Source organism: Nitrosomonas communis, from assembly GCF_900114745.1.
GTDB lineage: Bacteria > Pseudomonadota > Gammaproteobacteria > Burkholderiales > Nitrosomonadaceae > Nitrosomonas > Nitrosomonas communis_A.
Genome location: NZ_FOUB01000029.1, coordinates 38,003 through 47,742 on the forward strand (window position 1 = coordinate 38,003; position 9,740 = coordinate 47,742).

Sequence of the window (9,740 nt, forward strand, 5' to 3'; positions counted from 1 at the left end):
GATTTGAACTTGAGCCCTAATCAAGTGGCCCTTTGATTAATGTGCGTATGCAATGGGAACATCGTTCCAATTCGTTGTATAGCAAGGTGACACTTTCCCCCGATGCATGGCCCATGATTTTCTCTTGCCTGTTGAAAATACCGATAAGGTATCACGTCCATATCTTTGATTTATTTGATCTAACACACACATTAATCTTGCTGATCTATCCCCTGCGCCATATAGCTCAAACAATGACTCCTGCTGTTTTGCTGCAGAATCAATACAGCTCAAGATTACACCTGTTTTTTTATAAGCATAACCTTGCCGGTAGATACACTTAAGACCAAATAGCGCCGCCCTGATCAGCAAGCGTATATCACCGCTGGCATTGGGCAGGGGCACAGTCATGCTGTTACTGTATTGTTTATCGTGTTGGCGGAAGGGATTGGTCTGGATAAAAACCTGGATTGCATTACAAACCGAGTGCTGATGGCGCAGCTTTTCTGCCGCACTGCTCATGTAGCTAGCAACAGCTTCGCTGAGCTCAGGCAAGCTATTAACAAGCTGGCCAAATGAGCGGGAAGAAATGATCTGTTTCCTGGGGGCTGATACTTCTTCCAATGCCAGACACGATACTCCGCGTAGCTCGTAACCTAAGCGTTCCACCACTACTCCGAACTTGGTACGTAGGCAAGAAGAGGGCGTATCACGTAATGCTTTCACGGTGCTAATACCAGCTGCATTAAGATGCTGGCTCAATTGTCGTCCCACGCTCCATACTTCGTCCACTTCGAGAACCGATAATAAAGCCTCCAACTGTGCGGATGGCATGGAGGCGAGATCACATACGCCATTGAATTCCGGTGGCTTCTTGGCAATGTGATTGGCCAGCTTCGCCAATGTCTTGGTAATACCAAAGCCAACACATACCGGCAAGCTGGTCCACTGGCGTATACGTTGACGGATGGATTGACCCATGTCCATAGGGGTTGACCAAAATTTGTTCAAGCCCTGCAGATCAAGGAAACGCTCATCAATCGAATAGACTTCAACATGAGGACTGAAATCACGCAGTATTGTCATCACACGGTCCGACATATCGCCATAGAGAGTATAATTCGACGAAAGCGCAATGATGTGATGCTGCTTTGCTAAATCCTTGAGCTTGAACCATGGTGTGCCCATTTTGACCCCAAGCGCTTGTACTTCATGCGAGCGGGCCACGGTGCAGCTATCGTTATTGGAGAGCACCACCACTGATCGATTGATCAGATTCGGATTGAAGGCACGCTCACAGCTGACATAAAAATTATTCACGTCCACCAGAGCGAACATCGGTTGACTGAGAGGAGAGTTGCTCATAGTAATCTCACACCACAAAGCGTGTGATCGTTCCCACCACCCCCCATACCTGCAATTCTTCATATTCCTTAAAACGAATCGGTAAATAAGCGGGATTTTCGGCATGCAGTTCGATCACACCATCACAAGCATACAGCCGCTTCACAGTGTATTCATTGTTAATCACTGCCACCACGATATGTCCGTGCTTAGGCTTGACGGAACGATCCACCACCAGCATATCGCCATCGTATATATCTGCGCCGATCATGGAATTACCCACGACACGAAAAAAATACGTCGCTACTTTATTGCGTACCAGATAATGATTGAGATCCAGCCCCTTCTCAACATATTCGTCTGCAGGAGATGGAAACCCGGCAGGAATGCGATGCTGCGATAACGGTAATATACAAACGGCAGGGTCAATCTCTGCGCTCTGTAAGGAGGGCAGCGTCGAGGCATTAGTAGGTACAAAGGAAACGATGGTTGTCATGAGTAGTCTTTAGTACATGATGAGACCGACAGTATAAAACACTCATTTAACGATTAACAATGTAACGATATGTAAGGGCGTTTTGCTCTTGCTATCCACGCGTCATGATGTATGCTGAGTTTTGTGGAGTCGCAAGCTTCGTAAAATATAAATATGGAATGGAGGACAAACATGGAGCAATTACCCCGACCTCGATATAGCCAGGAATTTCGTGAGCAAACGGTCAAGTTTTTTAAAGAAAGTGGATTAACACTAGTTGAAGCAGCGAAACGACTATCTTTACCCAAGGGGGCATTGAAGAACTGGGTTTATGCTGACAGACAAGGTGAACTTACTCCAGGAGGTAAATCAATGATACTATGATATTATGCAAATCTACTTACTGCTTAATCACATGGACTCCATATTTGACAACACACCTCAAACATTCATCAAGCAAAAGAAATAGGCCATTCTATATTTCTGCCAAAGATGCCAGTCCACTCCCCTTAACAGGCTTATGGGAAAGCAAAATAGCTAATGAAGTGATAATCACTAGCTGTAAGATCCTTACCACCCGCAGTAACGAATTGATGCTTTCCATCCATGCCCTCATGCCAATAATCCTTCCTCTCGGAGCTTGGAATACATGGTTATCCTCTTCACCGCTATCTGCTGATGTTTTAATGCTATTCTTATGAAACCGTTCTTATGAAACCGTTCTCTTCAGAACAGATGCAGTTATGGGCGGTGTTACCTGTAGTAAGACGGATAAGTAATCAGGGGGAAAAGTTGATTCAACCAGTCAATGGATAGGTAAACATAATAGTAGCTGCGTATCTGATTACTTATCAATATCTTTGATTTTCTCAAACGGTCTCAATCTTTCTAGACAGAGTTCAAATTATAAGTTACGTAGGAAAAGATGCCGATAGGTTTAATAAAATCATTAAGCAAATGGAGATAATAATGAGCTGGCAACCAATAAACACGGCACCGAAGGATAGGAGAATATTGCTTGCTTATGTTAACCCTGATCCCAATGAGTTAACAGAAAAGACTTTGGTGTGTATAGGAAGATATTTTAATAATAAATTTGTATATGAAGGTGATAGAACGGCAATAAGATTGTGGACTGCTTCCTGCGATCCAGTAGCCTGGCAGGAATTACCTCAATTTAAGGGGGTGATTGAGAATCTTAATAAAGACGCTAATATGAAATCATAAATGAGTACCCAATATATTATTCCATATAGCATCAAAGATCGATAACAATGGAATGATTTAATGATGAATCGTTGACACTAATATTTAGAAAAAAGAGCTTATCAAGAATGGCCTTGAATAGATGATAATATCAAAATCTATTCAACCACCTGGTACATAGATTTGCCTCTCTGTTAGCTCCTGTGCATATATCTTAGCTTTCTCGAAGTCTTGCCAAATTTCTGTCACGATCCCATGGCTTGCATTCCCGCTTTCCTTGAGATGGATGAAGCGCGTGCTCATGATGCAAAAGTAGCTACTTTTCTACCTTTGTTACCAGGTGCAAGTTAAATTACCTCCGGCAAAGCCGGAGGTAATTTAACTGCCGAAAACAAACTATGTATAAATATACTGAAGCAGTGAAATATGACTCGATTGCTACACAAAAATTTAATGAATAGTCCGGTAAACTAATTCTGGCAATCTGCAATAAATTATTATCTTGCCTCAATCAAGTTGAAAATAGCAATTTTAGTAATGACAGAACGATCGAAACCGAATTGCTCAAGCTGCGCTATTTTCTAGCAACAGCATTTATATATTATACAATCCGCCAGCAGCACATCGTTGTATTGTTTGCGTATGGTAATAAATCTGGTCAAGAGCGAGACATTAAGAAAGGAGAAAATATTTTTAAAATTCTTGGAGGTTTGAAAATGACTATCAGAACAAGACATTTCGACATTCCTGCACACCTTAAGACGGACGAGGACATTCGCAAGTTCTTGCGAAAAACTACTAATTCTAGAGTTGCATCCGATTTTATCCAGGCATTGAACACTGCTGCTCGCGCTAGGGGTATGACCGAAATAGCGGCACGAGCCAGAGTGTCGCGAGCTAGCTTATACAAATCGCTCTCGGAAGACGGCAATCCGCGATTTGGCACTATTGCCAAGATTGTCGAAGTATTTGGGTGCAAACTTGTAATATTTTGAGGTGTTATAAACGATATGCAGGCAGTCGGGCGTTGATAACCAGGCGAAAGTCAAGCGGAGTTATTTTTTCTTCCTTATAAGTATTGTATTCCTCGCGCACGCCCGACCATAGAAAAACTAGTGCGTAAAAAACCGCTTGCTATCGGATGCGGTTGGTCACTTTGGCTCAAATAAAGATGTTATCAGTACTGGGCACGAGATAAACGATGAGGCAGAAAGCCAAAGCCAGGCAATTTAACCGGAAAGACCGGAATAAGGTAGACAAGATGATTCGGCAGGATATACGTCCTGAAAAGGCATCAGCACGACTTGAATTGGAAGATGAATTATTCATAAGCCATGAACGCATCTATCAGTAGCTCTATACAGACAAACTGGCAGGGGGTGATTGGTAGCAACTTATGTGTTTGCTATCAGAAACCGCGGCGCAAGCGCCATGCAAGTGGGCGGGAACGACATGGCACACTTCGCAACCGGGTTAACATCGATGAGCAAAGCGCGTGTATAAGTGATTGGGCAATAACATGATCAGCAAGCACCATCAGGGGGTACTAGTCGCCCTGACGGAGCAGAAATCACGCCATATCCTGTCGGTCCGACTACCAGCCAAGCATGCTGAAGGGGTAACAGAAAGGATCATCAACAATCTGCTACCTCCTCACCAGCACAGATGTCACACTGTAATATACCTAACCAGTTAAGAATGATTCAAAATATATAAGATTTGAAGAGCATCTCAACGGTTTGGTTTTGTTGTTTACGCAATGCTTTGGCGTATGCCAATTTGTGCTAGATGAGACAATAAGAATACTCTTTGAATCATTTCTAGCTGGTTTTGCTATATTTGCAATAGCAAGTAATTTGCAGGACATGAAACTATCGCCTCAGAGCTGGAAGCAGCCATCCACCTTGCACATCCCGACCATTCATGAGAACGAGGATTGAATAAAAACAACAATGGTTTACTACGACAGTATTTGCCCAGGAATATGAAATTGACTAATGTTTCCGAGAAACAAGTGTAGCGGGCAGTCGATCGTCTTGATCACCAACCACGCAAAGTACCCGGATTTAGAATGCAGTAGGAGGTATTCTTCAGCGTACTGGTAAGTTGTACCAAACAGTATCAAAAGTTGCACTTGGAATTGAACTCGCTTAATCTTGCTGGGTTTTTGTAAGTTTTATTAAATGGGTATTGAAGAATTTCTTTGTGACATATTTCCTGAAATCAAATGCAAGGTAGCGCTAGGTTCTCTTGACATTTTTGCTTCATTAATATGTAAAACAGACTTAACGGACTTAATACTTCCAAATATACTAAAAAGGCCGCACATGCGGCCTTTTTTATATCTGTCTCGAAAGTCGTAATTATTATTTAAACTACGATTTAATACACTCTATTACCAAAGAAAAATGGTAGAAATTCGCTAGTTTACGGTGCTCTGCTCTACTCTATCATCTTACTAAGTTGTAATATTAGAATGTGAGACTAGACAATTTACAGCTCTTATATGTGACAGCTATGCATTATTTCTTCGGATTCTGATTCTGAATCTGATTTATAACATTGACGTTACCATACTTTATGTAATCAGCAGTTTGAGATTGAATCGCTCATCCGGAAAAATATCCCATTGATAACACGCATATTGGTAACGAGCGAGCTGCTCATTAATAACGCTGACTACCAGAACCACCAGGAGTGGTAGATGTACCAGAACCACCAGGGGTGCCATATGTACCAGAATCACTAGGAGCACCTGTTGTACCAGAACCACTAGGGGTCCCACCAGGGGTGCTACCAGTTGTGCCAGAACCACCAGGGGTACTAGGAGTTCCAGGACTACGAGGAGTACCTGTGGTACCAGGACTGGCAGAGCTATCCTGGGGACGAGAGGTATCAGGAGTGCTAGTACCACTACCAGGTCTTTTATCATTCGTAACACTCTGAGCGAATACTGTGCTGGTAAACATGAATGTAGTAGTCAACATTATTAATGCTAAAGTAGATTTATACATAATTATGTCTCCTTAATTTATAGCCACGTGAATAGAAATAGGCTTAATGCATGAAAACTACATTAGCTAATTCTCTTTATGTCAGCTAAATAAACTAGAAATAAAAAAGAGGAAATTATAAAAATAAAGAAATAATTAAAAACGAAGAAATTATCAACAAAGCAGATAAATTTTTGAAGAAAGCATAGATAATTGATCAAGTCAATTTAGCTTTGTTGTTTAACACTATAAAGCAGTAATAAATAACAAAGCAATAATGCAAATGCTTACAATTTTTATTTTTAAAGAAATATAAAATAGTCGTAAAAAAAATAAATATTCTTGAATTCAAATAATAAGTGCATAACCCACCAATCTTTCGGCATCTGTTCCTGACAATTCTCGGAACACCTCGTAAGGCGTCCTAAACCCCAGGCACTTTCTTGGCCTGTTGTTTAGTTTGTGTACAGCATCTAATACCTGCTGGGTGGTCACATCCAGCAGCCCCGTCGTTTTAGGGAAGTATTGACGTAACAGCCCATTGGCGTTCTCATTCTGACCACGCTCCCACGAGTGATAGGGTTTGGCAAAATAGGTTTCACATCCAAGAGTATTCGCTACTTCTTCATGCTTAGCGAACTCCTTGCCATTGTCAAAGGTGAGCGTCTGTACCCAATCCTTGAATACACCCAGCAGGGTGTTAATACCGCATACCACCTCCTCTGCAGTTTTGTTTGCCACTGGTAGAGCAAGACGTAGCCTGCATTTGCGTTCGTCCAGCGTAACTAATGCGCCCTTGTGTTCTTGGCCGATCATGGTGTCTGCTTCCCAGTCACCTAACCGTTCTCATCGGTTTGTCACCCCGGGGCACCTATCAATGTCTACCCGATTGGGGATGCCCTTGCGGCTACCTGTGATACTGCCATAGCGTTTGCGGTATTTTTCGTATGGTGGCGTAAATTCAGGGATAGCTCTCTCTCAGGAAATACCCATCAAGTGAATGATTTAATACGATATATTCAAGAAGGATTTTCATTAACAACGAGTTTCATACCCATTTTCTCGATGCTCTGAGCCAGATAAGTGGCGCAGCGTTTTTGTGTCGGGTAGCCAGCGTGATGCGTTGGATCAAAACTCCCGATCCCAGGACAACCCGTAACAAGCCTGCAACCAGGATCGACAGGGAGATGTTGGCGCAGGACGTCAAGAATTATCCAGACGCGTATCAGTACGAGCGCTTTCAAGCGTACCAGGCGGTTAGGCGTTAGCACCCAAGGCATCAATCACGCTTTAAAGCGTCTGGGTGTGACTTATAAAAAAGCCTGTGTCACCCCAAAGCCAGCGAAGAAAAGCGGCGTATCTTCCAGGAAAAAATTGAAGGCTATGAGCACGAAGGCCGCGTCATCGTTTATTTTGATGAAAGCGGCTTTGCGCACGACATGCCACGCACACATGGCTATGCGCCAGTGGGTGAACGCGCCCGTGGCGTAAAATATTGGCATGCAACAGGCCGAACCAATGTGATCGGCGCCCTGATCGGAAAGGCGCTGCTACCGTAGGCCTGTTCATGGCCAATATGACCGCCGATATTTTCCATGCGTGGGTGATGCAGGACCTTTTACCTAAACTTCTGCCCGCTTGCATGATTGTCAGGGACAACGTGACCTTCCATAAGGCGGCAGGATATCCAAATGCCGCCTATGTATTTTGTTCATTTTATATGGGATTATATATATGTCAACAAAATTAAAGGCAACTCAACACTTGCAAATAAAATAAAAACCAAGAAAAAAAGGCCGCATATGCGGCCTTTTCGTATCTGTATATAACAGTTATACGTTACTGCATCGGAGTTTGATTCGAATTTTGACCCTGATTCCCCTGATTCGAATTTACGACACTGGCACTAATACCCTGCATAGCATTAGCAGTTAAACCTGCGTTTGCACGATGCTGACTGTCTTCAAAAGCGTTGCAAGCTTGGTCTTGTGTCTCATCCACCTTGGTAAGCCTGGAAGAACCATGATAAACATCAAACTCATTTCTACTTTCACAGGTCCATGTATTTGGCGTTGAGCTCGCTTCATCCGTGGTACAGTCCACCGTTACTGACCGAACGAAATCAGCAGTTTGCCCATCTCCTCTGACCCATTTGGCAAGAAGACCCAAATGAGCTCCCGTCGAACCAGTGGTAGTTCCTGTCGTACCAGTAGTACCGGAGGTTTCGCCAGCAGTAACTACAGTTCCTTCTACCGTTGCCATGAAATTATTACTACTGTTATCACCACTAATCACATGTTTACCATGGACACTGTAAGCTGTTTGTTGGGCTTGGCCAGAATCTGTTCCTCCAGCTCCTCCACTTGTTCCAGTTCCTCCAGAAAGAGGACTATGGGTTTTTACATTAAGATTGAATCGCTCATTCGGAAACTTATCCCATTCATAACAAGCGGTCTGGTCAGTACCGCCAGTGGTACCAGTACCGCCAGTGGTATTAGTACCGCCAGTGGTATTAGTACCACCAGTGGTGCCAGTACCACCAGTGGTGCCAGTACCACCAGTGGTACCAGTACCGCCTGTAGTTTGAGCGAATGCCATGCTGGTAAACATAAATGTACCCATCAATATGAGTGTTTTCGTCAATGTTAAAGTAGATTTATTCATACTGCCTCCTTAACTTATAGCTTATAGCCAAGTGCATAGAAAATAAGCTTGATGCATGAAAAGCTGCATTAGTTAATTCTCTTTTAGTCGGCTAATAAACCAGAAATTATTAAATTGAAAGAAATTGGAAGTAATTATTAAAAAAGAAATGATTAAAAAAGAAGAAACTGCCAACAAAGCAGATAAACCACCAAAACAATAGATAAACCATTGTTTTAGGTTTTTAAGGCAATCTCACTTTGTTGTTTAACAATATAAAGGAATAGTAAATAACAAAGCAATAATGCAAATGCTTACAATTTATTTTTAGAGGAATATAATGTTGATAATAAAATATTAAATATATTATAAATACATGTACTTATATAAATTTATCATTTGAATGAGTGTCGCTTTTACAAAATAAACATTACCGAAGTATATCTTCTCAATATTAAAAAATAACTCCAAATTACAAAAGGTTATATGTATTGTTTCACCATTAATTTGGTTTCGTTAAAATGAATGTCAACAGAACCTAAGGCAAGAAAACCCGATAGCAAGACAATTTAAATGACAGCTGAAGAACACGGTACACTTGTCAATATTGCGATCCTCCATAAGAAATCTCACAAATGATAAGGTAAACGCTTTTAACCCAACTTTCTGGATTCAGTCTTGGCAAAGAAATCAGCATAACGTATTGATTAATATAGAATAAAAACCTCCAAAGCGGTAAAATTTAGTTTGCTTGATGAACTTAACCAACCACACGGAGGCTTTGATGAATCGTGACACAAAACCATTAGGGTCTGTTGACGTTTTAAGATAAGTATTTCATAGATAGAAACAAACTCGTAATATTGGGGTTCCTACACCCCCAACAAAACGAGTTTGCGATGCCCCGAATGATGCTCAATGATGAGTACTGGTCGAAGCTGGAGACAATTCTGCTTCAAGAATCGATTTATAACAAGCGCAATCTGCGCATGACGGTAGAAGGCCTACTGTATCGAATGCGGGTTGGCTGTCCGTGGCGCGATCTGCCCAGGGTGTTCGGCTGCTGGAATTCTATCTATAAAAGATTCAATGCCTGGTCA

General features: G+C 42.1%; 14 protein-coding genes and 1 pseudogene. 8 read left to right on the forward strand and 7 right to left on the reverse strand.

The window, feature by feature from the left end; translation table 11 throughout:
- Positions 1 to 36 precede the first annotated feature (36 nt).
- Both BM122_RS11690 and BM122_RS11695 read right to left on the reverse strand, forming a co-directional pair.
- Positions 37 to 1,344 carry a Y-family DNA polymerase gene (locus tag BM122_RS11690; RefSeq protein ID WP_074905722.1) on the reverse strand — a complete coding sequence of 436 codons (1,308 nt, stop codon included), beginning with the start codon at positions 1,342 to 1,344 and terminating at the stop codon, positions 37 to 39.
- 7 nt (positions 1,345 to 1,351) lie between these two features.
- Positions 1,352 to 1,819, reverse strand: coding sequence for a LexA family protein (locus BM122_RS11695; RefSeq protein WP_074905723.1), 468 nt, complete (start codon positions 1,817 to 1,819; stop codon positions 1,352 to 1,354).
- Between the two features lie 171 nt (positions 1,820 to 1,990).
- On the opposite strand from BM122_RS11695, the gene BM122_RS11700 reads away from it, so the two are divergent.
- The 3 genes from BM122_RS11700 to BM122_RS11710 all read left to right on the forward strand — a co-directional run bounded on the left by BM122_RS11700 (position 1,991) and on the right by BM122_RS11710 (position 3,025).
- On the forward strand, positions 1,991 to 2,182 hold the full coding sequence (locus BM122_RS11700; protein WP_074905724.1) for a transposase: 192 nt from the start codon (positions 1,991 to 1,993) through the stop codon (positions 2,180 to 2,182).
- On the forward strand, positions 2,179 to 2,499 hold the full coding sequence (locus BM122_RS26065) for an SOS response-associated peptidase family protein (protein ID WP_074905725.1): 321 nt from the start codon (positions 2,179 to 2,181) through the stop codon (positions 2,497 to 2,499). The genes BM122_RS11700 and BM122_RS26065 overlap by 4 nt, the downstream gene beginning before the upstream one ends.
- A 268-nt stretch (positions 2,500 to 2,767) precedes the next feature.
- Positions 2,768 to 3,025, forward strand: coding sequence for a hypothetical protein (locus BM122_RS11710; RefSeq protein ID WP_074905726.1), 258 nt, complete (start codon positions 2,768 to 2,770; stop codon positions 3,023 to 3,025).
- A 141-nt stretch (positions 3,026 to 3,166) separates the two neighbouring features.
- Here BM122_RS11710 and BM122_RS23295 read toward each other — a convergent pair whose 3' ends face one another.
- Positions 3,167 to 3,307, reverse strand: a complete 141-nt coding sequence (locus tag BM122_RS23295; protein WP_177198110.1) for a hypothetical protein — start codon at positions 3,305 to 3,307, stop codon at positions 3,167 to 3,169.
- A gap of 413 nt (positions 3,308 to 3,720) precedes the next feature.
- Here BM122_RS23295 and BM122_RS11715 point away from each other — a divergent pair, with 413 nt between their 5' ends.
- The 3 genes from BM122_RS11715 to BM122_RS23305 all read left to right on the forward strand — a co-directional run bounded on the left by BM122_RS11715 (position 3,721) and on the right by BM122_RS23305 (position 4,700).
- Complete coding sequence (locus tag BM122_RS11715; protein ID WP_074905734.1) at positions 3,721 to 3,999, forward strand: addiction module antidote protein; 279 nt, start codon at positions 3,721 to 3,723, stop codon at positions 3,997 to 3,999.
- 206 nt (positions 4,000 to 4,205) lie between these two features.
- The gene (locus tag BM122_RS23300; protein WP_177198111.1) at positions 4,206 to 4,358 is read left to right on the forward strand and encodes a hypothetical protein; all 153 of its coding nucleotides are present in this window, start codon (positions 4,206 to 4,208) and stop codon (positions 4,356 to 4,358) included.
- Positions 4,359 to 4,523: 165 nt separating this feature from the next.
- The gene (locus BM122_RS23305; protein WP_177198112.1) at positions 4,524 to 4,700 is read left to right on the forward strand and encodes a hypothetical protein; all 177 of its coding nucleotides are present in this window, start codon (positions 4,524 to 4,526) and stop codon (positions 4,698 to 4,700) included.
- Positions 4,701 to 5,670: 970 nt separating this feature from the next.
- Here BM122_RS23305 and BM122_RS22430 read toward each other — a convergent pair.
- Both BM122_RS22430 and BM122_RS11725 read right to left on the reverse strand, forming a co-directional pair.
- On the reverse strand, positions 5,671 to 6,018 hold the full coding sequence (locus tag BM122_RS22430) for a hypothetical protein (protein WP_177198113.1): 348 nt from the start codon (positions 6,016 to 6,018) through the stop codon (positions 5,671 to 5,673).
- Between the two features lie 327 nt (positions 6,019 to 6,345).
- A pseudogene (locus BM122_RS11725) lies at positions 6,346 to 6,831 on the reverse strand (IS30 family transposase); the annotation flags it as partial.
- 284 nt (positions 6,832 to 7,115) lie between these two features.
- On the opposite strand from BM122_RS11725, the gene BM122_RS26070 reads away from it, so the two are divergent.
- Positions 7,116 to 7,265 carry an IS630 transposase-related protein gene (locus BM122_RS26070; RefSeq protein ID WP_371264921.1) on the forward strand — a complete coding sequence of 50 codons (150 nt, stop codon included), beginning with the start codon at positions 7,116 to 7,118 and terminating at the stop codon, positions 7,263 to 7,265.
- Between the two features lie 42 nt (positions 7,266 to 7,307).
- Here the strand turns inward: BM122_RS26070 and BM122_RS23310 are convergent, their stop codons facing one another.
- Both BM122_RS23310 and BM122_RS23315 read right to left on the reverse strand, forming a co-directional pair.
- Positions 7,308 to 7,451, reverse strand: coding sequence for a hypothetical protein (locus BM122_RS23310; RefSeq protein ID WP_177198114.1), 144 nt, complete (start codon positions 7,449 to 7,451; stop codon positions 7,308 to 7,310).
- A gap of 385 nt (positions 7,452 to 7,836) precedes the next feature.
- Entirely contained in the window at positions 7,837 to 8,661 is an 825-nt protein-coding gene (locus tag BM122_RS23315; protein WP_177198107.1) for a hypothetical protein, read from the reverse strand.
- An 878-nt stretch (positions 8,662 to 9,539) separates the two neighbouring features.
- Between BM122_RS23315 and BM122_RS11750 the strand changes: the two genes are divergently transcribed.
- On the forward strand, positions 9,540 to 9,740 hold a 201-nt coding region (locus BM122_RS11750; RefSeq protein ID WP_143083416.1), incomplete at its 3' end, for a transposase.

Bases quoted from the DNA above. Each gene is read 5' to 3' on its own strand.
- BM122_RS11690 (WP_074905722.1), bottom strand. From the start codon at position 1,344: ATGAGCAACTCTCCTCTCAGTCAACCGATGTTCGCTCTGGTGGACGTG.
- BM122_RS23295 (WP_177198110.1), bottom strand. From the start codon at position 3,307: ATGAGCACGCGCTTCATCCATCTCAAGGAAAGCGGGAATGCAAGCCAT.
- BM122_RS11700 (WP_074905724.1), top strand. From the start codon at position 1,991: ATGGAGCAATTACCCCGACCTCGATATAGCCAGGAATTTCGTGAGCAA.
- BM122_RS23300 (WP_177198111.1), top strand. From the start codon at position 4,206: ATGAGGCAGAAAGCCAAAGCCAGGCAATTTAACCGGAAAGACCGGAAT.
- BM122_RS23315 (WP_177198107.1), bottom strand. From the start codon at position 8,661: ATGAATAAATCTACTTTAACATTGACGAAAACACTCATATTGATGGGT.
- BM122_RS26065 (WP_074905725.1), top strand. From the start codon at position 2,179: ATGATATTATGCAAATCTACTTACTGCTTAATCACATGGACTCCATAT.
- BM122_RS11715 (WP_074905734.1), top strand. From the start codon at position 3,721: ATGACTATCAGAACAAGACATTTCGACATTCCTGCACACCTTAAGACG.
- BM122_RS23310 (WP_177198114.1), bottom strand. From the start codon at position 7,451: ATGTGTGCGTGGCATGTCGTGCGCAAAGCCGCTTTCATCAAAATAAAC.
- BM122_RS11695 (WP_074905723.1), bottom strand. From the start codon at position 1,819: ATGACAACCATCGTTTCCTTTGTACCTACTAATGCCTCGACGCTGCCC.
- BM122_RS26070 (WP_371264921.1), top strand. From the start codon at position 7,116: ATGCGTTGGATCAAAACTCCCGATCCCAGGACAACCCGTAACAAGCCT.
- BM122_RS11710 (WP_074905726.1), top strand. From the start codon at position 2,768: ATGAGCTGGCAACCAATAAACACGGCACCGAAGGATAGGAGAATATTG.
- BM122_RS22430 (WP_177198113.1), bottom strand. From the start codon at position 6,018: ATGTATAAATCTACTTTAGCATTAATAATGTTGACTACTACATTCATG.
- BM122_RS23305 (WP_177198112.1), top strand. From the start codon at position 4,524: ATGATCAGCAAGCACCATCAGGGGGTACTAGTCGCCCTGACGGAGCAG.